This is a genomic window from Chryseolinea sp. H1M3-3, assembly GCF_029360725.1.
GTDB lineage: Bacteria > Bacteroidota > Bacteroidia > Cytophagales > Cyclobacteriaceae > Chryseolinea.
Genome location: NZ_JARKMY010000001.1, coordinates 661,360 through 686,978 on the forward strand (window position 1 = coordinate 661,360; position 25,619 = coordinate 686,978).

Annotated in this window: 24 protein-coding genes; 16 read left to right on the top strand and 8 right to left on the bottom strand. The window is 40.5% G+C overall.

Features of this window, described 5'->3' with window-relative positions; all coding sequences use genetic code 11:
• Window positions 1–24: 24 nt before the first annotated feature.
• Together P2W71_RS02670 and P2W71_RS02675 are read right to left on the bottom strand one after the other, a co-directional pair.
• A complete protein-coding gene (locus tag P2W71_RS02670; RefSeq protein ID WP_276366669.1) occupies window positions 25–3,564 on the bottom strand; it encodes a TonB-dependent receptor in 3,540 nt (1,179 codons plus the stop codon).
• A 26-nt stretch (window positions 3,565–3,590) separates the two neighbouring features.
• Complete coding sequence (locus tag P2W71_RS02675) at window positions 3,591–4,577, bottom strand: FecR domain-containing protein (RefSeq protein ID WP_276366672.1); 987 nt, start codon at window positions 4,575–4,577, stop codon at window positions 3,591–3,593.
• 130 nt (window positions 4,578–4,707) lie between these two features.
• Here P2W71_RS02675 and P2W71_RS02680 point away from each other — a divergent pair, with 130 nt between their 5' ends.
• Window positions 4,708–5,211, top strand: a complete 504-nt coding sequence (locus P2W71_RS02680; RefSeq protein WP_276366675.1) for an RNA polymerase sigma-70 factor — start codon at window positions 4,708–4,710, stop codon at window positions 5,209–5,211.
• Window positions 5,212–5,229: 18 nt separating this feature from the next.
• Here the strand turns inward: P2W71_RS02680 and P2W71_RS02685 are convergent, their stop codons facing one another.
• Window positions 5,230–5,949, bottom strand: a complete 720-nt coding sequence (locus P2W71_RS02685; RefSeq protein ID WP_276366677.1) for a DUF4197 domain-containing protein — start codon at window positions 5,947–5,949, stop codon at window positions 5,230–5,232.
• Window positions 5,950–6,181: 232 nt separating this feature from the next.
• Window positions 6,182–6,532: a hypothetical protein gene (locus tag P2W71_RS02690; RefSeq protein ID WP_276366680.1), complete on the bottom strand. Its 351-nt coding sequence runs from the start codon at window positions 6,530–6,532 to the stop codon at window positions 6,182–6,184.
• Window positions 6,533–6,971: 439 nt separating this feature from the next.
• On the opposite strand from P2W71_RS02690, the gene P2W71_RS02695 reads away from it, so the two are divergent.
• The 10 genes from P2W71_RS02695 (at window position 6,972) to P2W71_RS02740 (ending at window position 18,652) form a co-directional block, all read left to right on the top strand.
• Window positions 6,972–8,234 carry a patatin-like phospholipase family protein gene (locus P2W71_RS02695; RefSeq protein WP_276366682.1) on the top strand — a complete coding sequence of 421 codons (1,263 nt, stop codon included), beginning with the start codon at window positions 6,972–6,974 and terminating at the stop codon, window positions 8,232–8,234.
• Between the two features lie 89 nt (window positions 8,235–8,323).
• Window positions 8,324–9,940 carry a hypothetical protein gene (locus P2W71_RS02700; protein ID WP_276366686.1) on the top strand — a complete coding sequence of 539 codons (1,617 nt, stop codon included), beginning with the start codon at window positions 8,324–8,326 and terminating at the stop codon, window positions 9,938–9,940.
• A gap of 18 nt (window positions 9,941–9,958) precedes the next feature.
• Entirely contained in the window at window positions 9,959–11,986 is a 2,028-nt protein-coding gene (locus tag P2W71_RS02705; protein ID WP_276366690.1) for a hypothetical protein, read from the top strand.
• 155 nt (window positions 11,987–12,141) lie between these two features.
• A complete protein-coding gene (locus tag P2W71_RS02710) occupies window positions 12,142–13,014 on the top strand; it encodes a PIG-L family deacetylase (protein WP_276366692.1) in 873 nt (290 codons plus the stop codon).
• 546 nt (window positions 13,015–13,560) lie between these two features.
• Window positions 13,561–13,773 carry a hypothetical protein gene (locus tag P2W71_RS02715; protein ID WP_276366694.1) on the top strand — a complete coding sequence of 71 codons (213 nt, stop codon included), beginning with the start codon at window positions 13,561–13,563 and terminating at the stop codon, window positions 13,771–13,773.
• A 127-nt stretch (window positions 13,774–13,900) separates the two neighbouring features.
• Window positions 13,901–15,022 carry a chromate efflux transporter gene (gene chrA, locus P2W71_RS02720; RefSeq protein ID WP_276366697.1) on the top strand — a complete coding sequence of 374 codons (1,122 nt, stop codon included), beginning with the start codon at window positions 13,901–13,903 and terminating at the stop codon, window positions 15,020–15,022.
• 41 nt (window positions 15,023–15,063) lie between these two features.
• Complete coding sequence (locus P2W71_RS02725) at window positions 15,064–15,885, top strand: SGNH/GDSL hydrolase family protein (protein ID WP_276366700.1); 822 nt, start codon at window positions 15,064–15,066, stop codon at window positions 15,883–15,885.
• 251 nt (window positions 15,886–16,136) lie between these two features.
• Window positions 16,137–17,462: a cytochrome P450 gene (locus P2W71_RS02730; RefSeq protein ID WP_276366702.1), complete on the top strand. Its 1,326-nt coding sequence runs from the start codon at window positions 16,137–16,139 to the stop codon at window positions 17,460–17,462.
• Between the two features lie 278 nt (window positions 17,463–17,740).
• Window positions 17,741–17,932: a hypothetical protein gene (locus P2W71_RS02735; RefSeq protein WP_276366705.1), complete on the top strand. Its 192-nt coding sequence runs from the start codon at window positions 17,741–17,743 to the stop codon at window positions 17,930–17,932.
• Between the two features lie 198 nt (window positions 17,933–18,130).
• Window positions 18,131–18,652, top strand: coding sequence for a DinB family protein (locus P2W71_RS02740; protein ID WP_276366708.1), 522 nt, complete (start codon window positions 18,131–18,133; stop codon window positions 18,650–18,652).
• Between the two features lie 43 nt (window positions 18,653–18,695).
• Here the strand turns inward: P2W71_RS02740 and P2W71_RS02745 are convergent, their stop codons facing one another.
• Window positions 18,696–19,130 carry a hypothetical protein gene (locus tag P2W71_RS02745; protein WP_276366710.1) on the bottom strand — a complete coding sequence of 145 codons (435 nt, stop codon included), beginning with the start codon at window positions 19,128–19,130 and terminating at the stop codon, window positions 18,696–18,698.
• Window positions 19,131–19,290: 160 nt separating this feature from the next.
• On the opposite strand from P2W71_RS02745, the gene P2W71_RS02750 reads away from it, so the two are divergent.
• Entirely contained in the window at window positions 19,291–19,995 is a 705-nt protein-coding gene (locus P2W71_RS02750) for a peptidase E (protein ID WP_276366713.1), read from the top strand.
• A gap of 193 nt (window positions 19,996–20,188) precedes the next feature.
• Here the strand turns inward: P2W71_RS02750 and P2W71_RS02755 are convergent, their stop codons facing one another.
• Entirely contained in the window at window positions 20,189–20,983 is a 795-nt protein-coding gene (locus P2W71_RS02755) for an RHS repeat domain-containing protein (protein WP_276366715.1), read from the bottom strand.
• Window positions 20,984–21,174: 191 nt separating this feature from the next.
• Here P2W71_RS02755 and P2W71_RS02760 point away from each other — a divergent pair, with 191 nt between their 5' ends.
• Together P2W71_RS02760 and P2W71_RS02765 are read left to right on the top strand one after the other, a co-directional pair.
• On the top strand, window positions 21,175–21,642 hold the full coding sequence (locus tag P2W71_RS02760) for a DUF4349 domain-containing protein (RefSeq protein WP_276366717.1): 468 nt from the start codon (window positions 21,175–21,177) through the stop codon (window positions 21,640–21,642).
• An 11-nt stretch (window positions 21,643–21,653) separates the two neighbouring features.
• Complete coding sequence (locus tag P2W71_RS02765) at window positions 21,654–22,052, top strand: DUF4349 domain-containing protein (RefSeq protein WP_276366720.1); 399 nt, start codon at window positions 21,654–21,656, stop codon at window positions 22,050–22,052.
• A 64-nt stretch (window positions 22,053–22,116) separates the two neighbouring features.
• Here the strand turns inward: P2W71_RS02765 and P2W71_RS02770 are convergent, their stop codons facing one another.
• The gene (locus P2W71_RS02770) at window positions 22,117–22,785 is read right to left on the bottom strand and encodes a hypothetical protein (protein WP_276366723.1); all 669 of its coding nucleotides are present in this window, start codon (window positions 22,783–22,785) and stop codon (window positions 22,117–22,119) included.
• Window positions 22,786–23,099: 314 nt separating this feature from the next.
• On the opposite strand from P2W71_RS02770, the gene P2W71_RS02775 reads away from it, so the two are divergent.
• Together P2W71_RS02775 and P2W71_RS02780 are read left to right on the top strand one after the other, a co-directional pair.
• A complete protein-coding gene (locus tag P2W71_RS02775) occupies window positions 23,100–23,612 on the top strand; it encodes a cupin (protein ID WP_276366726.1) in 513 nt (170 codons plus the stop codon).
• A gap of 1 nt (window position 23,613) precedes the next feature.
• Entirely contained in the window at window positions 23,614–24,237 is a 624-nt protein-coding gene (locus tag P2W71_RS02780) for a CPBP family intramembrane glutamic endopeptidase (RefSeq protein ID WP_276366729.1), read from the top strand.
• 61 nt (window positions 24,238–24,298) lie between these two features.
• Here the strand turns inward: P2W71_RS02780 and P2W71_RS02785 are convergent, their stop codons facing one another.
• Window positions 24,299–25,369, bottom strand: a complete 1,071-nt coding sequence (locus P2W71_RS02785; protein ID WP_276366732.1) for a ThuA domain-containing protein — start codon at window positions 25,367–25,369, stop codon at window positions 24,299–24,301.
• Between the last annotated feature and the right edge of the window lie 250 nt (window positions 25,370–25,619).

Consider the following 25,619-nt stretch of genomic DNA (forward strand, 5'->3'; position numbering starts at 1 on the left):
TTCAAAATTTATTCTAGTTAATTATTAAAATCCAACCTGAATGCCAAACACGATACTTCTCGATTGAGGAAATTGTCCAAAGTCAATCCCTTGAGTAAGTGTCTGGGTCAGGGGCGCATTGGGATTATTCGACACAGAAATATCATTCCTGTTACCTATTTCTGGATCGTAACCACTTTTATACTTCGTAAGTGTCAAGAGATTTTGCGTCGTCATATATATTCTCAGCCTTGTCAAAGTATTGTTAGTAAGGGACGAGAAAATGCTTGATGGCACGCTATAGCCTATTGTTAAATTCTTGATGCGGAAGTAAGACCCGTCTTCTATAAATCGATCAGATGCCCGACCGTTACGATTTGGATCACCCGATACAGCGCGAGGAACGTTGGTATTTGTGTTCTCAGGTGTCCAGCGATTTAAAACGGCAGTGCCGGAATTAAACAGCCGGCTCATGCCTTCCAACTCATATTTTACCACGCTGTAAATTTCATTTCCAGAAACGCCTTGAAGGAATACACTTGCATCGAAGCCCTTATAATTTGCTGACAGATTTACACCATATGAAAAATCGGGTAGAAAGTGTCCAATGTTCTCTTTATCACTTGCGTTCAATTGACCATCGCCATTGATGTCAGAAAACAGGATGTCGCCTGGTCTCGCCGTTGGCTGCATTGTTGATGTCTCCCCTTCTTGCATGATTCTGTCTACACGATAGCCGTTGAAAAACCCTATGGGTTCGCCAACTTTGGTTTGCGTCAGATTGTCATTATACCAATCGCCGCTTGAAATCGTGGTGCCTTCGGCGCCTAAATCCAATACTTCATTTCTAACAAATGATATGTTTCCTGAGATATTATAAGTGAAATCACCTTCCGACTTGTTATATCCAAGCTGCAACTCGAACCCTTTATTCTCGACTTCTCCAACATTTGTAGTGGGAGGAGTATCATATCCATAGGATAACGGAATGGGTTGAGGCAGAATCATATCTTTTGTGCGTGTATTAAAATATTCAGCAGTAAACGTGATTTTATTATTAAGGAAACCGAGATCTATACCAACGTTAGTCATGTGGCTTGTTTCCCACTTAAGATTTGGATTCGCCAACGCACGAATTGTGTAACCAGAGGTTCCGACCGAACTTGTTTGGTCGAATTGGTAAATTTGATTCCCGGACAAAGCGGGTATGTAGTCGTATACCCCGGGCGTTAAAAAGTTTCCGGTAAGCCCATAACTTCCACGTAGTTTAAATTCACTAATGGTTGAACTGTTCTTCATGAAGCCTTCTTCACTCAACCGCCATCCTACAGAAACGGCAGGGAAAGTACCCCAACGGTTATTGGTAGCAAAACGTGAAGAACCATCGCGCCGGATTGACGCTCCGATTAGATACTTATTTTCATAATCATAATTAACGCGACCTACATAAGAAATAAGTGCACTTTTGCTTCTGTTGCCATTAAAGGCAACGTTTGCTAATGCAACTGGTTCTTTTATATCGTTCGACTGTTCGTTATTTCCCAGACCGGTAACCTGACTAAAATTAAAAGTTTGTTGTTCGGCAACGACGGTAGCATTAACTGTATGCTTTCCAAACGTTTTGTTAAAAGTCAATTGATTCGTCAAGATCGTTGAAACGAAGTTTTGGCGGTTAATATTAAGTCCTGCTACCCCCCTATTAGAATATCCTCCAGGGCCTGTGTTATAGGCGGGCGTATGTGTATGTTGTGTATAGTCTACATAATCTACACCGCCTTGGAATCGATAGTTTAAAAAGTCAAAGATCTTAACATCTACATATGCATTACTCAAGAATTTAAGACGTTGCTGATTTTGCTTATCCATCTCGGCCACGCGAACTGGGTTTTCAGGATCAGAACCATCCACGCTTTGAGCACCAAAGAATCCACCGTAATTATCGGGATTATAAATCGGGAAATATGGAGAACTGCGGATGATATGCTGAAGTTGCGTTCTGCCACCTGCGTTCTGCTCTACTAAACGCTCATCATACGCAACATAAAAATTTTGACCAAAGGTGATTCGATCACTTATGTTATGATCAGAATTAAACCGAGCATCGCCACGCTGGTAGCCTGTACCTTTCATAATACCCTCTTGTTCAAAATACCCAACAGAGGCGAACATTCTAGATTTATCGGTTCCTCCCATTAATTCCGCTTTATGCTGTTGGATCGCGCCTTTTCTGAACATCGCGTCTTGCCAATCAGTATTAGTTTGTGCAAATGTCTGAGTGGTTTCTGAGTGTATTGGCTGATTTAAACCACCACCTGAAATTCTTCCTGGAATACTTGAGCCAATCACGATTGATGGATTGGTAGTCTCTGAGGTATAAATATCTGCGTTAGTCATTAACTCTTTTGCATAATCAACGTACTGCTCATTATTTAAAAGATCTAATTTCCTCCATGCCTGCTCTACACCGTAATAGCTTTCCACGTTAACACTTAACTTTTTTGCCGAGCCTTTTTTCGTAGTGATCAGGATTACGCCATTGGAAGCGCGCGAGCCATAAATAGCTGCTGCACTCGCATCCTTCAATACCTCAAGGGATTCGATGTCTTTAGGGTTAATGCTGTTCAAATCGCTCGTGGGAAATCCATCAATTACATACAATGGATTTGCATTATTCACAGTTCCAACTCCACGAACGCGCACCAATGGTGCTGCACCAGGAGCACCATTGTTAATTACCGTAACGCCCGCTACGCGTCCCTGCAATGCCTGCCCTATGTTTGTGACTGGCTGTATACTGATGTCTTCAGAAGATACTGAAGAGATAGCGCCAGTGACTGAAGTTCTCTTTTGCGTACCGTACCCCACAACAACCACTTCGCCCAACTGCTGTACATCCGGTGCTAACTTCACATTAATCGTGGTCTGGCTACCGACAGTTATTTCTTGAGTGGTGTAACCAATAAAGCTGATTACCAAAACTGCGTTTTCGTCGGGTACGTTTAATGAATACCGACCTTGTGCGTCAGAGGTTGTACCTATTGTTGTTGCTTTTACCAAAACGTTTACGCCAGGAATGGGGTTATCATTTTCATCAGTAATAGCACCGGAAACCAAAATATCAACGGGTTGCCGATAGGCTTGAAATACCTCAACTTCCCTTATGGAACCAGGTTCTGCAATTATTGTTTCAAGGCCCGCTCCCGGCCCAGCATTGTTTGTGGTCTTCGTATCTGCCTGATGCAAAATCGAAAAAGTTTTATCATTAATTCGCTTGAAAGTTAAGCCCTCTGGCTCAAGTAAGCGACTCAGGGTGTTCTCCACCTTTCCTCTAAAATTAATTGGAGTCTTAACTTTTTTATCCTCCAGCGTTACTGGCTCGTATAAAAAAGAAACATTGTAGTGATCTTTAATTTCATTCAATACTTCAACGAGTGGACGATACTCCTCCGCTTTTCCTTGGGGATTAAGTTGTTGTGCATTCGCATAAACCTTCTCCTGTGCAGTCGTCAATCCCGGAATGGAGCAAAGCACCATCCACAGGCAGCACCATAAAAGGTTATGGTTTTCTCTGTAGTGTTTACGCATAATTTATTGGGTTAATTGGGTTAAATTTATTTTGAAGAAAATATTACGGAGCCTTCGTCAATTTTTGTGACTTTAATATTGAAGGTTTCAGCAATTGCAAATAGAATATCATCAGCTGTTGCAGATGATATCTCACCGGAGAGCTGGCGCTGTTTTAATTCATCATCTTGAAATGAAACATTCAAGCCGTAAGTGTCGTGAAGAATTCGACCTAATTCTTCCAACGGGGTCTTATCAAAGACCAATTTACTTTTCACCCAGGATGTATATTGTGTGTCTTTAACTACCCGTTTTGAAAGCGTTCTTTTGTTCATGGTGGCGAGCTCACCCGGATTAAGGTATACCGACGATGCCGACTTGTTATCCACGTCTAATTTTACTTTGCCTTCCGTCAAAAGAACTTCTGAACCGTACTCTCTCGTTTTCACGTTGAACTTGGTTCCAAGGACCTCCACATTTAGGCCTTCGCGGGTATGAACAATAAATTTCTGGTGATTCTTGGTATGCTGCACAGCAAAAAAACCTTCGCCATCAATCCACACTTCGCGAACCTCGTTTTCCGACCAATTTTGTGCATACCGAATTTTCGAGTTTCCATTCAATATTACGGTAGACTCGTCGGGCAGGGTGACAGTAATTCGTTCACCAAATTTTGTCTTAATCTCGTTGACTACATTTGCCGCTGTTTCGATGTTGTGTGCGGGCAAATTGTTCAGATATAAAGCAGCTGCAACTGATATCAGTATCAGTAATGTTGCGGCTACTTTATACAAAGTACGGTTGAAAGCGATCTGCTTTTTTACTTTAGAATCATTTTCAAACCCTAATTGTTGCCTGATCGAATGAAACGTTTCGTCCTTTAAAGCAATGCGCTCCGACAATGGCATGTTTTCAATTGGCGTAAGATCTGTTTTGGCAGTTTCCCAGTATTCCTCCAGTATTTTTTTTTCGGATCTGGTCGCTTTTCCCGACCGGAACTTTTGGATTAATAGGGCCAGTTCACTTTTATTCATAGGTACATAGGACTTGGTATAATGTATGAAGGATGTGAAGGGTGTTACCCCTAAATCGATTGCAATCTTTTTTTTCTAAATTTTCTTTTCCTAATTTCAACTTTCCTTAAACTGGGTGTAAAATTCATTTATGACCGAAAAAGACTTCGAGAGGATATACAATTCACTCTGGAGCAGGCTCTACAGTGTTGCCTATAATTATTTTCGGGACAAAACGATGGCTCAGGAAGTTATTCAGGACGTATTTGTTAATCTATGGCTGAAGCGCGATAGCTTTAATGAAATTGTAGACTTAGAAGCTTATCTGTTTAGATCTGTAAAAAATAAAATCTACGATCAGTTTGATAAGATCGCTTGCCAGGAAAAACTTTGTAAACAGATTTCACTGCAAGTATGTGAAGAAGCGGATACTACCGAACAAGAGGTAGAATATGCAGAAACGTTAGAATTGATTAATCACGAAATCGAAAGACTGCCTGATACTACAAAAAGGATTTTCCGTTTAAGTAGATTTGACCGATATACGAATGACGAGATCGCCGGGCAACTGCATTTATCAGGAAAGGCAGTTGAATACCACATCACGCGAGCATTAAAACGTCTACGATTGCGTTTTAATCAGATCCTTTTTTGACTAGGAAATTGGAGTAGATTACTGTTGCGATCCAAAAACTTTCTTCAACAACTCGCTGGTTCTTGCCAGAGGATTTTCACGAATATTTTTTTCTTCTTTCGCTATCATAACAAACAACCCTTCGATTGCCCTGTCAGTAGCATATTCATCTAAATCTGGATTAACTTTTTGAACCATTGGAATTCTATTGTAGGAGTTGACTAGATCGCCATAATATTTTGTAGCATTTACCTTGTTCAAAGAATTCTGAATGATGGGCTTGAATTTTTCTTTCAATAAGGCTGATGTTGATTTTTTCAAATATTGGGTCGCTGCATCTTGTTCACCTTTTAAAATAGACCATGCATCTTGAATAGTCATTTGGCGCACGGCCTCAACAAAAATTGGTTTTGCCTCTTTTGCAGCATCCTCCGCACCACGGTTTAATGTTAACACAAACTTGTCCACCTCACTTCCCAATCCAATTTGCCGAAGGCGTGATTCAACCTGTTTTACTTCCGGAGGAAAAGGAATTTTTATTTCAGGATTCTTAAAATAGCCATCTACTTGAGATACAAGGTCTGATCCTTTAGAGACACCGTTTGTTAATGCTTCCTTTAAACCCTGGGCCACCTCTTCCGTTGATAACGACCCTTCGTCTAACGCTTTTTTCAATTTCTTAAAAGTAATTTGCCCTGTTGCACTTGTTGTAATACCTAGTACAACGATCGTGAATAAAAAAATTCGCCTGAGTCTCATAGAAAAAATCTTTGATCGAAGATACAGAACAATTTCCTTGCCGATAGTTTTTAGCGGCAATGCCTCCTCCTATTTATGCACACCGCCAATCAAACTAAAAAAGAAGGACACAGCGCTTTATTCAAGTGAATCTGAGTATTCTTGAATTGTGGGCACACAGAATTGACAATACAGTTCCTATTAACTATTCACCAACGTCAGACGATAAACTAGGAAGAATATGCTTGGCTTTTTATGATTCGTTAGTGGATTCCTGTGTTTCCCACATCCGCTTCCAGCGCTTGCGTTGTTTTGGATGAAATGTTTCCCAGATTTCCTGGTTGCGCTGAATTAAGCTTTTGTTAGCCATTGACCGTAATGCTTCATGGTCATGCTTTTCTTTCTGATAAGCAGTAAACAGACTTTGATAATACTCGCCGTTTATCTCCTTGATTTTCTGACATTGTTCGTCGTCCAATTTCAACTTTTCTTTCCAGAACAATGGATCATATTGGACTAAGTTTTCGGATTGGTTAGGCGCTTGTGCCATGACCATAACGGACGACAAAAAAACTAATCCGGTAAACAAAAGTGCAGCCTTCATTCTTACGTTTTTAAACACTATAACTTGATCCAAGACCACAAATTAACGTTGTTCTACCGAAATAATTACCCAAATAATGAAATAGTATCCTGGTGATAAACATGTTTTTTTTAGCAAACGATTGAGTTGAATCAATAAAACGATATCAACACGGAATATTTTTGCATTATGATGACAGTCGATCCAAAAATTCACCCGATCATCCTGGATCTCCGAGTAAGCACCATATGCTGAGGACGTCACTTTTTTTGTTTCTCCCTGATAAAAGTTTGGGAATTTCTTTCACCGCATAACCAGCTTTCCTACATTTAAGACAGAGCCCATCCTAAAGCATTCGACGGCGAATGTTAGGATGGGCTTTTTGTGATATTTTAAATGATCGCAGCACAATCATCTTCCCATTTTTATTAACATGAATAACTAATAAAACAAACAGGTCATGAAAGAATTTCTCGATGTCGTAAAAAATTCAGACATCCCCAACCGTATCGCTGCTTTGAAAAACAAGCGGTTCTCCGACGTCGAAGATGCCGCGGGTTTTCAATATGTTGATCTGGTCCAGGAAGGTGGCGGCGTTTTAGGTATTGGACTGGTTGGGTATACGTATGTGCTGGAGAATGCAGGCATTCGCTTCTTTAGCCTTGCAGGAACATCTGCAGGAGCGATCAACACCATGATGCTGGCAACCTTAGGCGAAATTCAAGACGCAAAATCAGAAGCGATTTTGAAAATCTTAAGCCAGAAAAATTTGTTCGACATCGTTGACGGCGAGTCTTCTATCCGTCGGCTTGTTCAAAAATTCGTTCGCAAAGAGCGTGGCAAAATGCTAATGCTGTTATGGAATTTCCTCAAAATAAAACGCATTGTTCAAACCCGCTTGGGTGTAAACCCTGGAAAAAATTTTACAGAGTGGATATCCCAGGAGCTTGACAAAGCAAATGTTAAAACTGTAGGTGATTTAAAAGCGCTTCGAAAAAAAATTCCCAAAGGACTGATGCATGTGGGGGGTCAGGATATAAGCAACGCAGTGGCTAGGCTTGCAATCATTACTTCAGACATTACCACCCATACCAAAGTTGAGTTTCCAAAAATGGCAGAACTTTACTGGCGAAATCCCGATAAAATAAAACCGTCGGAATTGGTTCGCGCCTCCATGTCAATCCCTTTCTTCTTCGAGCCATACGAAGTAACGGATATTCCCAACGATGAAAAACATCCATTGGCACCGGAAGGCAAAGCATACAGACAACTATGGGACGAGCACGCCAGCTACACCGGTCCCATTCCGCCAGCGGTGAAATTTGTTGACGGTGGAATGCTTTCAAACTTTCCGATCAATGTGTTCCACCGAACCGACGGGCAGCTACCAACCCGCCCGACGTTCGGTGTTCGTTTAAGTACGTACCGGGATAACTTTGTTGACGTTAATAACCTAATGAGCTTTAGCGGTGCTATGATCAGCACCATGCGGCAAATCCACGACTATGATTTTCTCATGCGAAATCCTGATTATCGCGCACTCATATGCCGGATTGATGCAGACAAAGATTTCAACTGGCTTGATTTCGAAATGCCGCAGCACGACCGTGTAAAATTGTTTTTCCAGGGTGCGCAAAAAGCAATTGAATTTTTAGAATGTTTCGATTGGGAAAAATACAAGGACATGCGAGCCACGGCAGCTAAGCCTGTAGTTGTAGGCTAGATAGATTTGTTGAATATTTGTCCGCGACATAGGATCTGAATCCGGTTGGCAATAATTAACATTGAATTTATTGGTTAAAAAAAATATAAATGCTCCCTCTCTTCATTCAACCTGAAACAGGCCCACCACCTGACATTCTGGATAGTCTCATCTATGCTACCATTGTGTTGTTTATTCTAAGTATGATAACGGAAAAACTCACACAATTGGTCAGATATTATCCCCGAACTTTTCGTTGGATCGGTATCATGGCTTGTGGTGCCTTTTATTTTCCTATCATTCGAGCCACGATGTATGATCCCCGACTAAGTGTGTTCAGCATTATACTATTGTTGGCCTTCAACACTGGACTCCTGGTGGTGTTGGTAGTGAACGATCCGATAGTTGCTGACTCTAAAAATATCTTTTTGCGTTTTCTCTTTAAACACTTGGAGATTTTTAAAAATATCAGAAAAAAAGATGACGTAAAGGTGGTGACGAAAGAGATTAACAAGGAAAGTCAGGAAAAGGAAGTGACCGCGCTTAGCTTCATCGTAGGATTTTTAGTGGCATATTGTTTCAATGCCAATCTGTTTAACCTCCTAAAGCCCGCTGTTGAACTAGGCTGGGGTAATACAGCCCCGTTTGTTACGGAGCCATGGTATGCTTTAAACCCTCAGTATTTTGATACCGGAATCATTGCCAGCATTGGATTTATTTTAACAGCCTTCTTTTTGGCATTTGGATCAAAATTTTTTCACGACGTCTTGGACACTTTGCTTCAGATTAAGAATCTGAAACGTAAACTGAATGATAAAGAAACTTATGACATTGAGGCTATCTCGGAATTGGAAGAGCAACTCAAATTTACTCAGGGTCAATTGGTGCGACTTGCTATCGAACAAAACAAAGCTTGGTTAGAAAAGCTGCCAAATTTTTTGAGTATTCATGAAGGTATTGATACTGAATCGCGCAATGCAAAAATTGCATACCTGAACATTACCGATAACAATGTCGAAGGATTACCGGATGTCCTTTCGTACACGTTATCTGATCAAAAAAGAAGGACCGTTCCGCTAAAAATAATCCCTAATGTGAGCATCGCGTCGGTGGCAGGAAAACTTTTCAATGAGAATAACGTCCAATATATTGGCAGCGTCGGTATACCGCTGGAAATGGATCAGGAACTTTGGTTAATGACCTGCGGCCATGTTTTAATGAGTGGAAACTTCGATCCGAAATCGCAGCAAGGAACATTGGCGTCACCTGGGCGTGTGCGGTTCTGTATGGAAAGCACAGATGAATGTGTGGCTGCGTGGACGTACGGTTATCAGGACAAAGAATTTGACATAGCGCTCATAAAACCTGATGATCCAAAAAAAGTCAAACCTTCCGGGTTGTTGAGCAAGCCACTTGAAATGTCAAAGCAAATTGACCGGGTGACCGTTCAGTTTAAGGGTGCTTCCAGCAGTGGAAAAGGATACATATTCGCAGACGACGTCGAAGAGCCCATCAGATTTGCAAATCAAACAGTTCGCATGAAAGGGCTGCTTAAGATATCTTCTAATGAAAGACTTGCTTCAATTTCCAAGCCCGGCGATTCGGGTGCTGCATTGTATACGCCGGATAACCATGCCGTTGGAATTATCATCGCCTCCAACGATTTTTTTACCTACGCCATGTCGTTAGAAAAAATTCTTTCAGGGTGGGATGCTAAAATTTATTAAGTAAATCTTCCTAAGACAATGAAATACCTTATACTGTCTTTCTTATTATTCAAGTTTGCTTTCATTTTTGCGCAACCTCCTCGGCCAACGTCCGCGGGCACAGTCGAAGAAGAATTGCAACCACTGGGCAATGCTTACTTGGACTCCAGATACCTTTTGAATCAAATTTCCAAAAATGAAATTAAGGAAATCATTCGTATCATAAACTTCTATGCAGGAGTTCCTCCCAATCATTCCGATACAACCATTATTGCCAAAACGATTCGTGAAAATGCATTTCTTAAAATCTTGTTGATATCAAAGCTTGATGAAATTAAGAAGTACTTAGCAGATACCAGGAATGATTTTAAATCACATGGCGCAAATATTCCGTTGGCTGAAACCCCTGCAACTGGTACTGCCTTAACCCTTTTTCCGGCGACGAAAGTCGCCGATGGCCTCGGTACCTTCATTGCTGAACGGTTTAAAGAGGAGTTAACCCAACGGTATCTCCAGGCATTCAGAGATTCGATCATCATCAACGATTCCAAATATCATTATTCAATTCTATTGCCGCGAACGTATTCCGCACTACTCCAGTATGAAAACGTTTTTGACTACAAATCATTCATGACTGCATTAAAAGAAGCCTTTAAGGACGATCTTGATAACCTCGCCCCTAACAGCCTTACTTTTATCGAAAAATTCAAAGCAGATGGTATCATCAAAACTCCAGATGAAAAATTTTATTTGGTTCACTATCTGGCCGATTTTGTGGTCAATAAAATCCCGGAAGGACAATCCCCCACAGCACTGCTATTTGCCATCGAAGAGTATCCTCACAAGGACAAACTAAATAAAGATGTATACGGATACTTGCGGACCGCCGGAATACTGTCTGCGAACCTGGTTAACAACATTGGTGAAATAGAGCCCGAAAAAATCAATGAGTTATTTTTCGATCGAAGAAGACTGTTGGCGTTCGCTGGTCTCACGCTTCAAAAAGAACAATCTTTGTTAAATGAAATTACTATTCAAGGGAAGACCGCCTTTTCAGTTTTAAATGTTGACAATGCTCAAACTTTTTCGCGGTTAGTTCGAACGGTAGTTGAACTGCGCTCAGCCACGAAACAATTTGCCAACAGCAATAAAGAAATCGGCGACATCGTTAAACTGTCTCTCAAGATATCGCCTACGGTTAAAAACTTACTGACTGACTTTGGGGTACTTACCGAAGCAGAACTCACCAGTGCTTTTGCTACACTAGCGCATGTTATCAACATTTCAGATTTTGCCAGCGAACAAAAATATGGGTTGGTTATCACCGAGACGTTGTCGCTTTTTAATGACCTCGGATTATCTCAGACATCGTTTTTCATAACCTATAAAAAATACGGCTTGTTCATATCCAATGTGGCGCAAGCGGAAACCTCACAACAAGTTAAAGAAGCATTAGATATTGCTGCATTACCGGTGGGCAGTTATAAAATAAAACGAAATTCATTTTTTGATATCAGTCTCAACGCATACCCCGGCATCTCGCCAGGCTTAGAGTTTAGATCCGGCGTTCCTGTTGGTGTAAATGTCAAAAACTTAAACCCTACGTTAGGATTTTCTGTGCCTGTTGGGTTAGGCTTTAGTTGGGGAGAAGTAAAGGAAAAAACAAAAGTTAAGGAAGACTCTACTACAAACCGAAATGAGTTTAATGAATTGAAAAACGGCAAATGGATGACGCGGTACATTTCCGGCAGGTCACACTCTCTCTTTGTATCTGTTCTGGATATTGGCGCCATTACTTCGTTCAGATTAATCGATGATGATACGGAAAGCCTTCCGGAATTTAACTGGAATAATATTTTAGCCCCGGGTGTTTATTATGTAAACGGTCTAAAGAACACGCCGCTCTCATGGGGATTAGGCGTGCAATATGGTCCCCAATTGCGCAGCATTGAAAAAGATGGCACAGAATTGAAGTTATCTGAATCGTTGTTTTCCGTGCGCTTTTTTTTGTCAGTTGATGTTCCTGTATTTAGTTTTTATACCAGGAACACACCAAAAAGAAAATAGGATAGGTCGAACCATTCGTTTATCTGTTGGCATTGATATCCAAGGCTAACTTTAAGAAAAACTGAGTCTTTCCGATTGACACCTTAGAACTGATTCCGTTTCCCTTTGATCTCCCCGGTAAAATCTGTATTTTCAATCCACTACCCCAACTGCGTATGAAAAAACTTTTGACGATCTTGTTTTTTGCAATCTTTGCCAGTACCGCTTTTTCTCAAACACCGCCCGTTCGAGTCATCATGATTGGAGCGCATCCGGATGATTGTGATCAAGATGGCGGGGGTACTGCAATTTTACTCGCGAAGTCAGGCTATGCTGTAAAATTTGTTTCTGTCACCAACGGAGATGCCGGTCATCAATCCATGGGAGGAGGAATGCTTGCTAAAAGAAGAATTGCAGAAGCAAAAGAAGCAGGCAAACGATTCGGCGTTGAATATGAAGTATTGGATAATCACGATGGCGAGTTGCTTCCATCCTTGGAAGTCCGACTCCAGGTTATTCGAAAAATTCGCGAGTGGAATGCGGATGTCGTGATCGCGCCTCGTCCAAATGATTATCATCCCGACCATCGGTATACAGGTGTTCTGGTTCAGGATGCGGCGTATATGGTAGCCGTTCCTAACGTAGCGCCCGATACGCCACCCTTAAAAAAGAATCCTGTCTTTTTATACTTCCAGGATTTTTTCCAGAGACCTAATCCTTTCAGACCTGATATCGCCATTGATATATCAACGGTATTCCCGCAAAAAATTCATGCACTGGCCGCCCATGAATCCCAAGTGTTTGAATGGCTGCCTTGGATCGGCGGATACTTGGATAAAGTTCCTAAAGATATTGCTCAACGTGAACCCTGGTTAACAACCGATCGGACCGTGAAAATAATTCCAGAAGTACGGACTGCTTTGGAGAAATGGTATGGCAAAGAACATGCTGCAAAAGTCCAACATGCTGAAGCTTTTGAAATCTGTGAGTACGGGTCACGACCCACAGAGGAAATGCTGAAAAAATTATTTCCGATGTTGAATAAGTAGGTATTTGATTCATAGCCCAGCTACCAGGTTAGACATCACTGATAACAAGATTTGTTCTCCTTCACCGGTATCATTCGTTATGGTCGGACTTACGTCCATAATATTTAAATTTTTTCTATACAACGCTTTTGACAACTCGACCACCGCTAATCGTTTGGAAAAATTTGTTGTTAGCTTTAGGCGAGATCCAGGTTAACTGGCCATTAACTTCTTCTATCCTACACTCGTCTTACAGTCAACCTACATTCATCGTACAGTGGGAGGAATCCGGAAGTGGCTTCTGATTGAAGCCCGGAAACGAACGAAGTCGCGAAATTTGATTTGTAACCGAAGATAAGAATTTTATCGCGAGCTTTTCAGGAGGCAGGAAAAAAAGTTGACGTTCGAAGTCATAACATAAATGATGAATAATGAAGGGAATTATCCATTGTGGTAATCTCATTTTACTATAATCCTTTGAAACCCGGGCGACGACATATTATTCCCATCAGTTAAAGTTCAACCAAGTTTTTTATTTGTTGTTAGTAAGTAAAAGAATGATTCCTTATGAAAAGAAAAGAAAAAATGAAGAAGTTGGGTGAAGACATTAAAGATTCAAAACCTTCCTTATCTAGCTTAGATGATTTGCAGCGTACTGAACTGTCAGGGAATGCCGACGAAAATATTTCGCTGGAGACGAGCAGCACTGATGAAGATGAGGATGAAGGTTTAGGTGATGGAAATATTGGTAGAAGTAAGGGCGATGTACTAGGGAAGTAAATAGTGGCGATTTATTTGACGCTCCATTATACAACTTCAAAAAATCCCATTTAAATAAAATAACGCTTCAAACGCAAGAAGCTTGCTCAAGCAGGAATTAAAAATATCTTTGCCATACCGGCATAAGATGAATAAGGTCAAAGAAGCACGTCCATTATTAGAAGTTGCCGAAGTTTTTTTTAAACTCGGATGCACAGCCTTCGGTGGACCGGCGGTTCACATTGCCATGATGGAAAAAGAAGTTGTCGGCAAAAGGCAATGGATGACCAAGGAACATTTCCTGGATCTTGTTGGCGCGACAAATTTAATACCCGGTCCTAACTCCACAGAAATGACCATGCACTGCGGCCATGAACGCGCAGGCTTTCCAGGATTGCTCGTCGCAGGCGCGTGTTTTATATTTCCTGCGGCTATACTTACAGGTGTTCTCGCCTGGATGTACCGTCATTATGGAACCCTTCCCGAAGTACAGCCCTTTGTCTACGGCATTAAACCGGCAATCATCGCTGTAATTGTTTTTTTAATGATTGGCCTTGGGAAAAAAGCATTGAAGACCGTAGCGCTCGGAATCATTGGAGCAGTAGCGGCTATTCTTGTCCTTGCAGGTTTTAGCGAGATTGTCGTGCTTTTTGGATCAGGTGCTGCAGGTATTTTAATTCATACAATTAAACAAAAAGCAAAACGGGCAAACAGCATCACGCCTATTATTATCCTCGCTGTTAATCATATTTCAAACGCAAAACTGTTTTGGATCTTTTTAAAAATTGGATCCGTCCTTTATGGTAGTGGCTATGTCTTGTTTGCTTTTCTTGACGACGCCCTCGTAAGCCAAGGTCTTTTATCTAAACAACAATTGGTAGACGCCATTGCTGTCGGCCAATTTACACCAGGGCCAGTTTTCTCATCAGCTACCTTTATTGGATGGCAAATCGGAGGCGTTAAAGGGGCACTGGCTGCAACTATTGGAATTTTTTTACCCTCGTTTATTTTTGTTGCCTTGTTGAACCCAGTGATCCCCAGATTGCGTCGTTCATGGATAATGTCGGCATTTCTTGATGCCGTAAATATAGCCTCGGTCGCAATTATTCTTGCAGTAATCATTGAAATTGGAAAAACAACATTGCTTGACTGGCGAACCATATTAATTGCATGCATCGGTTTTATCGTTGCGTATGTTTTTAAAAATCTTAATACTGCATTTATTATTTTAGGAGGATCAATTCTTGGCTATCTGCTGACATTATTTTAATTCTTTTAGTTAACCTCAGTTTAACTTCAAACACGACCGACATGAAACTTTTCTTTAGAATCTTCATCCTCACTTTTGTTCTCTTCGCATTCTCAACCAAAGAAACCACTTGGGTTGCTATCGGAGATTCCATCACATATTTGAATGAGCACCCAGACGAAACAGGCCATAGGATTACCAAAGGCTATATGACAAGGGTATCCGAAAGCTTACCGGACATACATTATATCAATAAAGGTTACAACGGCTGGACTGCTGTACGAATTGCACAAGAAATAGAAACGCTTGAGCTACCCGACGCGGGGCTTTATTCTATTTTTTTGGGTACAAACGATTGGTGGCAGGGAAAACCATTGGGTACTATTGATGATTACAAAAATCAAACTGGGAATAATACTTTCTTCGGAGCGTACCGCACAATCGTAAACAAACTGAGACAATTAAATAAAACAGCGCGAATTATTTTGGTAACTCCCATGCAACGCGGAGATTTTGTTTACATAACAAACATGAAAAATAATGCGTATGGATCTTACAAAGAAAAAAACGGGCAGTCTCTTGCCGAGTTTGCGGACGCTGTTATCGCCATAAGTGAATACGAAAAGCTTGAGGCAATTGATTTATATAACAAGAGCGGAATGACCCTGAAAAATATGGTAAAGTTTAAACGATTAAAGGACCCACAGACCGGCGTCTATAAAAATTATCCATACCCGGAATATCTTAATATCCCGTTCAATCCAGAGTCTGATGAATACCCCTACCCTGTCGAGTCCATCGACATGACCTACGATGGCCTACATCCTTCAGATAAGGGATATAAAATTATTGCTGATATGCTGCTGAAAATTCTTAAGCAATAAATCGGCAATTATCTCTTTCCAATAAACACTGCACTCGGCGGCCACGTCATTGACTTAAGATTAGCTACTGCCTTGAGTAAGTTTTCTTGAGAAGACTTAGTTGGTTATCTGCAGTAATTCATGAAGTATTTAGATAAGATCTGTTTTTTTGAACTTGACAGCGGAAGCTTTGTGTTTAGCCGTTAAAGCTCCAGCTTTGTAATGAGATCAAAATTCAATTTTACCGACAAGAAACTACTAACGAATTGCTAATGAAAAAAAACTATTCCATGCCAGCGGGTTATACCTTTCTGCAGTCGCTTGTCCGTACCTATAAACAGGTAAAGAACCCGATTGGTACTATGGAAGAAAGTATGGAGAAGTTTAACGGTACATATGCAGTAAACCTGGGATTGACACGAATGATCGTGACACAAGATCCAGGTTTTATCGATCATGTGCTCAAAGCTAATCATAAAAACTATTTCAAATCTCCCATTCAAACAGATCAACTCGGGAAGTTTTTAGGAAAAGGTCTGCTTACTTCCAATGGTGAATATTGGCTGAGACAGCGTCGATTAATTCAACCCGGATTCCATATTGATAAAATACATGCACTTTATTCCATCATACAAAAAACAGCTGCTGATTTCCTGGCGACCTTTCCCACAGGGAAACAAATTGATGTTTATCCATTAATGTATAAACTTGCTTTTGAAATTGTTATTAATTCCTTGTTTAATGTTAAAGTACCGCTCGACCATCAACAACAACTGAGCGCATTCATTCGCGAAGTTCAGGAGTTTGTTATCAAAGAAGTTCGTCAGCCTCATAAAAACTGGTGGTTTCAACTTTCTGGTGAAGTGAATCGGAATTTGAAGAAAGCGGACAATGCGCGTCAGATCATCAGGAACATTATTCAAGAAAGAAAAAAAAGCACCCAAAAACACAATGACCTGTTGGATATGCTGCTGGATGCCCGTTATGAAGATAACGGTGAGCCTATGCACGAATCACAAATTATTGACGAAATTCTTATTCTACTTATCGCCGGACACGAGACAACCGCTAATGCGCTGGCTTGGGCCTTGTATTTACTGGCAGAACATCCGGATGAACTAAAAAAGTTGAGAGCCGCTGCCTCAAAATATCTTACCGTGGATGAATGTGTTTCCAACGACGCACTGAATTCCGTTGTTAAAGAAACTATGCGTCTTTATCCGCCTGCATGGATTAGCGATCGCGTTGCCCTGAATGATGACGCCTATAAAAACTTTACTTTCCCAAAGGGAAGTATCATCATTGTTTTCTATTATGGACTACATCGCGACGAAAAATATTGGGAAAATCCCAAGTCTTTTATCCCTTCAAGATTCGACAAGCAACACATAACGAAAGAAAAGTTAAAAGCGTATTTCCCCTTTGGATCCGGACCGCGACTATGCATTGGAAATAATTTTGCAATGGCAGAAATGGTTATTTTTTTGCACGCCTTTATCCATCGATTTGAAATCAAGCCGGTTAATATTTCTCCGAAAATAAATCCAATGGTTACGCTCCGTCCAGACAAAGTTTTGTTGGATATAGAACAATTCTAAAACAAATTCTCAAGTCGGGACAAATTTCCATGTGCTATAAAAATTTTTTTCAAGATGTTTATCTCTGACACGTGTAAGCAAATTCAAGATAGAGCGCGTTTTTAAATGATTTGAGCCGCTTTTTAACTTCAAGAACAACTTCAACAATAAAAATCTTTTAAATTCGAGACTTATGTCATTATCCCAGAGCATGTGGAGTTGCAAATTCGATGTAAGAAATTGATATAAAAGTTGAGATTTCTTATTGTAATCGTTAACTCACACTTAAACTAACAATTATGAAAAAGTTTATAATGTTCGGAGGGTGGATGTTGATCTTAATAGGTTATACATCATTCATAAATGTTACAAAACCTGTTGAAGCCAAAAAACCAAGATGTACTGGCTACACCGTAATTGATGCGCACACTGTGCAGTGGTGCGATGGGAAAATTGAAAAGAAAGACTGGCAAATTAAGATTGGAAAATAGAATGTAGATTGAAGATTGGAAACGAAAGGGCTGGATGAAAATCCAGCCCTTTGCTTTTTATTATGGTTCGACTTTCAAAAGGTCCCAAAAAAAAATTATGTTTTTTATACGTGGGTTTTCTTGCTGACATACTGCTGTCACATGCTCAGTGTTCCTTTGAAGGCATAATCAACCTTTAAAAACTTTAAACTTCAGCATATGGAAACAAAAACGGCTCAACCCAAAAAAGAAACTGCGCAGGGTACAATTATCATCTCCTCAGAACAGCTCCTGAAACAATGGCAAGAACATAGGGCTTTAACACGCAGGGTCATTGAGGCCTTCCCAGAGGACAAATTGTATAGTTATTCCATTGGTGGAATGAGGCCGTTTGCAGCCCTTGCAATGGAAATGCAAGGAATGGCAATCCCAGGCATACAAGGCGTTATATCAGGTGAATGGGAAACCTCTCCCGAGATTTTCAATCGTCCCGCCCCAAACCCGAAAAAAGAATTGCTCAAACTTTGGGATGAAACTACAGAAGAAATTAACAAGCTGTGGCCTCAAATTCCTCCTCATAGATTCCAGGAAATTGATGTTGCCTTTGGCCAATATAAAGCACCTCTCTACTATATAATTTTTTATTGGATCGACAATGAAATTCATCATCGCGGACAAGGGTACGTTTACCTTCGTTCTTTAGGAATAGAACCTCCTGCCTTTTGGGATAGACCTTATTAAGTAAAAAAAAAATTTAAGATTGGCGATTATAGCAGTATGATCGTCAATTTTTTTGCTTTTGTGTAAGTCCAATCATAGACAACAAAGTCGCTAATCCTGCAATGGTACTCATGCTTGCAGCAAATGGAAAAAAGTAAACAAATTCCAAAATTCCGAATGCAATTAAACACATGGAGATCGGGCCAATGAGATTACGCGCCGTCTGCGGTTGATGCTCAGCGAATTTTGATATGGCTAATAACAGCATGATCAACGTCAGATACACAATCAATAAGATGGCACTGTACCCTTCATAGTAATCGCCAAAACTTCTCGTAGCTCCCATAAAATCAAATTCTTTTTCTGTCATTTGTCGCACAACTTCTGCACGCGAGGCATTTCCGTTTGATTCTTTCCATGTAAAATGCCCGACAAGATGACCCAGTAAATGAATTGCTATACACGCCACAGCAATTCTCAAAAGTAATTTCGTTCTCATAGAAAGTGGTTATGTGTGGCTAAGATATCAAAAACCGCTGTCAAATTGAGCTGCCCATGTCATCCAAATCTTATTGGTTTAAGTAAATTTGAAATCGTGCAACATGAGACTTTCAGAAATACAGATGTGCATTTACTTCAACACTTAAAAACATTTCCGCATGGAAAATAGGACTACGAAGCGAATTTTCATTTACGGCGCCGGCGCCATTTCACAGTTTCTCCCATATGTCAAATCATTAACGGAAAAAGCTCATCCACGCATGTGTTTGCTGCCTACCGCCGTCGCTGACAACCCATCCACTATTGTTAATTGGTATGAACAATGTTACCAGCTCGGCATTCATGGTTTTGCGCAACGCATGTTTATTTCCAGTTACGAACAAAAGCAGTCATTTGAAGAAGTGTTGCTAAGCATGGACGCAATTCTTGTGACTGGCGGAAATACGTTGAACATGCTGGCGATCTGGAAAGCACAAGGCGTTGATTTGATATTGCGAAAAGCATGGGAGAAAGGAATCATTCTTTCTGGTGGCAGTGCAGGTTCGCTATGCTGGTTTGAGCATGGAACTACCGACTCACGCCCCAGAGAAATTACAAAAGTGGATTGCCTCGGATTCTTAAAAGGAAGTCATTGTCCGCATTATGACTCCGAAAAAACGCGCCGGCCACTTTACCATTCGTATATAAAATCAAAACAGTTTAAAGCAGGATATGCATGTGACGACCGTGCTGCTATTCTTTTCCACGATCAGGAGGTGCATAAAGTAGTCGCAATGAATGATGATAGCAACGCGTACTATGTGTATTTAGAAAATGATGAAGTGTGTGAAAAAAAATTGGAAAAAGAACTCATCAAACTATGAGATCCTGAATCTCCGTTAGGCTGGGCATGCTTTTCTATCACCTTCAAGTCACTCATTGCATGTTATAAAATAAAGTGTGATGTCACCACATATTGACGGTCTATTCCCAAATGGTAACAAGGTAATTGAGAGCTATAAAACGAAATTCATCTAATCTTGTAACCTGCCAGGCCTCCTTAAGCTCGCAGCTGATTTATTTGAAAGAATACTTTGTCGTATACGATCCCGAATTACCATTGTGCATTATTACGTAACTCGTCTTTTCAGTCGCAAATCCCTGTTCATTGTATTTGTATTCATACGTTTCTACAACTGAAGTTGTGCCATGTGCATTTTGAACAACCATTTTACCGGGGTTATTCTTTCTGAATTTCACAAAGGGATTGAAGGGATGAACATCAAAATATTCCTCCGTATTTATTTTATTATCGTAACCACTAAACGTAAAAGTGGAAGTGACTTTTGCCTCGATGCCGAAAGGCGTATAATGATAAAGGGTTTGGAAGGTAACATTTCCATTAGCATCATATGTATAAGTGTCTTTTGCGACGGGAATAACTCCCCCTTCTTCCGGAATATTTTGATACGTAATGCTTTCTTTTAGAAACCCCTTGTCATTGTAAACGTATTCATGCAATTGCGACCATGTGCCATTTACATATTCGTCTGTTTTTGAAACCCTGCCCACGCCATCATATGAATATGTCATACGGTATCCTGTATCTGTAGTTGACTCGGTTAACTTGCCGGAGTTATCATAAATGAGTGTTTGAACGCTTTTCATTTCTGATCCATTTACGAACTTCGTTACAATCGCTAACTCACTTATTTTTCCTGAAGCATCATACACCAGTTCCCGATAACCATCGACGTCCTCCATTTTCACGGGAATCAGGACGGACGGTTGTGGTGTGGGTGTTGGGTTATTTTCTTCGTTATCACAAGCAGCAAGGATGACAACTGCCACCGCCAAAAGGACTTTTTTCATTGCATTTCGTTTTATGATCCATAGACACGAGGAGAAGAGGTATCGTTGGAATAGCTTAAAGAATATTTTAATACGGCTCAGTTCTACCTCTATACGAAATTTTTGTTGCGGGGTTATGGAAAATATCTAAGTGCTGCATCTATTATATAAATGCTTCAAATGGTCTGTTACTTTTTACTTAAATGAGAATTATGAAAGCAAATTGGGATAGTGAAAATATCAATCTTATGAAAATGTGTAGCATACTGTTAATTGTCCTAGTGTTCGCATCATGTGAAAATTCATCCTTTCAAAAATCAAGATTTGTAGCTAACGAAGAAGCTGCGGGTGAAATGATTTTGGCCGATATGGAAATTTCCGAATCCGACGCAGCGTCCCCTTTCATGACCACGGCCGCCAAGCAGTCTAACATAACTAAGGTTGAACGAAAACTCATTAAAAATGCCACTGTCACATTTGAGACCGCTAACATTGGAAAAACAAGAGAAGAGATTACAAAATTATGTCATGAGTTTAACGGATTTATCGCTACTGAAAATCATGACAATTATCAAGATAGATTCCGTTATGAACAAGTGATCCGACTGCCTGGGAAAAAATTCGATGCATTTATTGAAAGATTAGAGCACTCCGGCTACAACTTAAAAACAAAAATATAAGCACGCAGGATGTGACAGAAGAATTCATAGACGTAGAAGCTCGGTTAAAAACCAAAAAAGATCTTGAATTACGTTACCGTGATCTTTTGAAATTTGCCAAGACGGTGGAGGAAATGCTATCGATCGAAAGTCAAATGGAGGATGTACGTTCAAATATAGAATCCATGGAAGGACGGTTGAATTATTTGAGGAACCAGGTAGCACTAAGCACTATTACACTTTCTTATTTTGAAACGACGGCTGCTGACTTTGGATTTGCCTCAAAGTTGATCACGTCCTTAAAAAATGGATGGGATAATTTTATGGTTTTAATTATTGCCTTGGTCAGCATTTGGCCCTTTATCATTTTATCAGCAATAATTGTATATATCTTAATCCGGCGAAGGAAAATGTCGCCCGTAGTAGGATAGAACATAAAAAAAAGACCTTCCCGAAATTGAATTTCGGGAAGGTCTTCTTAGTAATAAAGCTTAACTATTTGTTATCTCTTTTACTTTCATCATCGTTAGATACGATTGCTTTATGTTCAGCGTCCTTCAATTGCGATTCTTCGATTTTTACTAATTGTTTCTGATCGCGATCTACATAGTATAATCCGCCTTGGTATTTATAAACAACCTGGTTGTTTGGACCTTCCTTATCTTCTATGACTTCAATCTCAGCCGGGGCCGACGAAGTATTTGCTCCCATGCTTGGACTATTACCAGTTGCATCAGAAGAGGGTTCAACGGTATTGTTAGAGGATGGAGTTCCATCATCGTCCATCTTATCTTTCGCCCGTTCCGCTCCTTGCTCCATCTGTTCACCTGTACGCTCGGCACCTTGTTCAATTTCGTCTCCCGCCTTTTCTGCACCCTGCTCAACTTTGTCGCCCGCATTTTCTGCACCTTGCTCTATTTCATTACCGGTACGCTCAGCGCCCTGACGTAACTCATTCCCGGCCTCCTGGCTCTCTTCTTTAATTTCGTTGCCGGTCTGTTCACTCCGTTGTTGAATTTCATTACCTGCTTCCTCCGTACTTTCTTCAACTTCCTGAGCACCTTGCCGCAAATTGTTGTTGATTGAAGTGGTATCTTGTGCCTGAGCCATTGCACCGATGCTGAATAAAACAGCTGCGCATCCTGTCAAAATTATTTTTTTCATATACGTATCTTTAATGGTAAAACATCTTTTTCCCATTATCTAGAAACTACCATACCAAAGAATAAACCGGGAAGAAAGTGTCAATTGCATATATCAAATGAACAATTAGTGTAAAAAGGCGTAAAATACAACTGGGTGATTGCTGAAAAATTCAACATAACTGTGCGGATAATTACACAATCAACGGCACTTTGTTAAAATATTGTTCGACATGAGTTCTCAGGCTGATACCGACCCGATTTTTGATAAGGGGTACGAAGTAGTAGTATTTTCGTGTTAACCATTCCTGATATTATAATATTATACGCAAGACGATGACGAATCCTTCAATCCATCCGGAAACCTTCTTTTTCGACGATGACGGAAAAATTCCTAACAGCAAACTTCCAGTGTTGATTTATAAAAATGCATTCTCTTCCGAGCTAACCGCAGCGAAACTCAAAACACATTTTGCTTCTAACAATTGGACTAACGCCTGGGATAACGGTATTTATCCATTCCATCATTATCACAGCATATCGCACGAGGTGCTAGGAGTTTATGCAGGCTCAGCGCTCTTACACCTTGGGGGAGAACATGGCAAAAAAGTAAATGTAACCGCTGGCTACGTCATTGTTATACCTGCTGGCGTAGGGCACAAGAATCTTGGTGCAAGTTCCGACTTTGCAGTGGTGGGAGCTTATCCCGACGGACGAGATTGGGATTTGTTGAAAGGGGAGGTTGGCGAAAGACCAAAGGCAGATCAGAATATCGCAGCGGTTCCAATCCCAGATGCAGATCCTTTGCTGGGCAAAACGGAAGGACTTAGAAAATTATGGAGGCTTTAAAATGATTCGAAATCCGCCTACGTGGTTTCTTCTTTTTGAACTAACCACCTTGTTCATCATTTTCCCCTTGCTCTATTTCTTTGACCTCATACCCGTTCACAAAATAATTCCGCTGGTGGTTTTATTTGTTTATTGTGTAATAGTGCTGGGACTCAATAAACCGATTAATCCTGACCGGTTTAAGACGAAAGCCAATTGGAAGGCGATTGTAGTTCGCTTTCTTTCTTTAAACATTGTGATCTTTTTATGGATTAAATTTTTTTCTTCAAATGCGCTATTTGCCGATTTCAGTGTGAATAAACAATTGCTTTTGATGACCCTCATTTATCCTGTATCATCGGCTTTTCCGCAAGAATTAATTTTCCGGGAATTTTTCTTTTATCGATACGAGCCACTTCTTAATCATAAAGCAGTAGCGATTATCTGTAACATGATTTTATTTTCTTTTGCTCACCTCTATTTCGCCAACTGGACCATTTTGCTTTTTACCTTCGTAGGAGGTCTGATATTCTCGCTCACCTACCTCAACACAAAATCACTTTTGGTTGTAACAATCGAGCATTCTTTGTTTGGAATCCTAATACTGTCGTCAGGGTTGGCTGATCAATTTTACAAAGCGTTCTAAAAAAAAGACATGCAACAATTTGATTGCCGCATGTCGGTATGCAAAATAATTTGAGAAAATTTTAATTTTTCTTTGCCCACTTACGCGAACTCACCTTATCAGCAGAAGGAAAATCTGCAGGAATTTTTGTGGTCACCTTTCCGGTCGCTGCCCATTCGGCCCCACGCTGAAGCAAGGTAATAAAGCCAACGCATTCCATGGAATAGTCAGTATGACCAAGAGGCGTATGAAATACACGGCCTTTGCCATAATTTACAGTAAGCATCATAGGTTCATGATGTGAAGTGCCGCGAAATGATGAAAAAGGAGACGCATTCTTTTCTTCATCCGAGTACGCTGTTGCAAGAATCTTCATATTTTCTGCTGGACCCCTTAACCGATCGTACAATTCATCTTGAGCGTGAAGCCATTTTGCGGGCATCCCTTTCGTAACGGGATGTGACGGTTCGCGCGTCGTAATGACAAACTCATATTGTTTTCCGTGCGATCCTGCCGCTCCTTTTATAGTGTCTCTTACAATCTGATTTGCATCATTGTAATAAACATAGGGTCCATGCTTCTCATTTCTATCGCCCCACGCACCCATTCCGATGATCTTATTAAACTCCACCCAATCTCCAAATGAGTTATCCGCTGCATGTATAAGTAAAAATCCCCCGCCGTTCTTTACATAATTTTCAAAAGCAGTCTGCGTCTCTTTTGGCCATGGTGCAGCTTTCCATCCAAAGTTGGAGATGACAACATCATATTTAGAAAAGTCAGGTTTGAAGTCCGGATCGGTTTTAGGCTCTTCAACAGAAATAATTTTTTTTGATCCGGCTATCGGATATTGATCCAACACCTTTAACCGATTTTCCTTGCCAAACCCAGGGTCATTATCATTGTGTGGGCCGACCCAGGCAAAAGCAGTGCGTTCAACATCTACCGTAAATAAACCAGTTTGCTCCAGGTAATCTTTCATCATAGCAGTGGTTTTTGGCCAGATACCATGATTACTCTGGCCATCGATAATCAGTGCCTTCAAGACCTTTTTTGGTTTTTGAATGCGATCCGCATGAGGAATTGTTTGGTATGCTACAAGAAAAACAGCGAAGAAAACAACTGTAGTTAAAAAGACAGAACGCTTACTCATTATTGGTTTAGTTTAATATTACGAATTAAGCTAAGACTTTAATTTTAAATAGCAAAATAGAATTATACGAAGGTTAGAAGCGCCAAAGAAGGAAAACTTCACCGGCAAGTGCTCTCCCAAAAAAACATAACGTTTCGATATATTCAATACGGCAATACTAACACCTACCGTTCCACATACTGGTTTTAGTTTTTAAGACTCATGGAATACAGAATCGTTTTAGCCAGAATGTTATACAAGCGATTAGCGG

Coding starts and splice junctions, on each gene's coding strand:
- P2W71_RS02705 (WP_276366690.1), top strand. CDS start 9,959: ATGAAATACCTTATACTGTCTTTCTTATTATTCAAGTTTGCTTTCATT.
- P2W71_RS02690 (WP_276366680.1), bottom strand. CDS start 6,532: ATGAAGGCTGCACTTTTGTTTACCGGATTAGTTTTTTTGTCGTCCGTT.
- P2W71_RS02710 (WP_276366692.1), top strand. CDS start 12,142: ATGAAAAAACTTTTGACGATCTTGTTTTTTGCAATCTTTGCCAGTACC.
- P2W71_RS02745 (WP_276366710.1), bottom strand. CDS start 19,130: ATGAGAACGAAATTACTTTTGAGAATTGCTGTGGCGTGTATAGCAATT.
- P2W71_RS02785 (WP_276366732.1), bottom strand. CDS start 25,369: ATGAGTAAGCGTTCTGTCTTTTTAACTACAGTTGTTTTCTTCGCTGTT.
- P2W71_RS02675 (WP_276366672.1), bottom strand. CDS start 4,577: ATGAATAAAAGTGAACTGGCCCTATTAATCCAAAAGTTCCGGTCGGGA.
- P2W71_RS02670 (WP_276366669.1), bottom strand. CDS start 3,564: ATGCGTAAACACTACAGAGAAAACCATAACCTTTTATGGTGCTGCCTG.
- P2W71_RS02700 (WP_276366686.1), top strand. CDS start 8,324: ATGCTCCCTCTCTTCATTCAACCTGAAACAGGCCCACCACCTGACATT.
- P2W71_RS02730 (WP_276366702.1), top strand. CDS start 16,137: ATGAAAAAAAACTATTCCATGCCAGCGGGTTATACCTTTCTGCAGTCG.
- P2W71_RS02755 (WP_276366715.1), bottom strand. CDS start 20,983: ATGAAAAAAGTCCTTTTGGCGGTGGCAGTTGTCATCCTTGCTGCTTGT.
- P2W71_RS02750 (WP_276366713.1), top strand. CDS start 19,291: ATGGAAAATAGGACTACGAAGCGAATTTTCATTTACGGCGCCGGCGCC.
- P2W71_RS02775 (WP_276366726.1), top strand. CDS start 23,100: ATGACGAATCCTTCAATCCATCCGGAAACCTTCTTTTTCGACGATGAC.
- P2W71_RS02780 (WP_276366729.1), top strand. CDS start 23,614: ATGATTCGAAATCCGCCTACGTGGTTTCTTCTTTTTGAACTAACCACC.
- P2W71_RS02685 (WP_276366677.1), bottom strand. CDS start 5,949: ATGAGACTCAGGCGAATTTTTTTATTCACGATCGTTGTACTAGGTATT.
- P2W71_RS02740 (WP_276366708.1), top strand. CDS start 18,131: ATGGAAACAAAAACGGCTCAACCCAAAAAAGAAACTGCGCAGGGTACA.
- P2W71_RS02735 (WP_276366705.1), top strand. CDS start 17,741: ATGAAAAAGTTTATAATGTTCGGAGGGTGGATGTTGATCTTAATAGGT.
- chrA (WP_276366697.1), top strand. CDS start 13,901: ATGAATAAGGTCAAAGAAGCACGTCCATTATTAGAAGTTGCCGAAGTT.
- P2W71_RS02680 (WP_276366675.1), top strand. CDS start 4,708: ATGACCGAAAAAGACTTCGAGAGGATATACAATTCACTCTGGAGCAGG.
- P2W71_RS02770 (WP_276366723.1), bottom strand. CDS start 22,785: ATGAAAAAAATAATTTTGACAGGATGCGCAGCTGTTTTATTCAGCATC.
- P2W71_RS02760 (WP_276366717.1), top strand. CDS start 21,175: ATGAAAGCAAATTGGGATAGTGAAAATATCAATCTTATGAAAATGTGT.
- P2W71_RS02715 (WP_276366694.1), top strand. CDS start 13,561: ATGAAAAGAAAAGAAAAAATGAAGAAGTTGGGTGAAGACATTAAAGAT.
- P2W71_RS02695 (WP_276366682.1), top strand. CDS start 6,972: ATGAAAGAATTTCTCGATGTCGTAAAAAATTCAGACATCCCCAACCGT.
- P2W71_RS02725 (WP_276366700.1), top strand. CDS start 15,064: ATGAAACTTTTCTTTAGAATCTTCATCCTCACTTTTGTTCTCTTCGCA.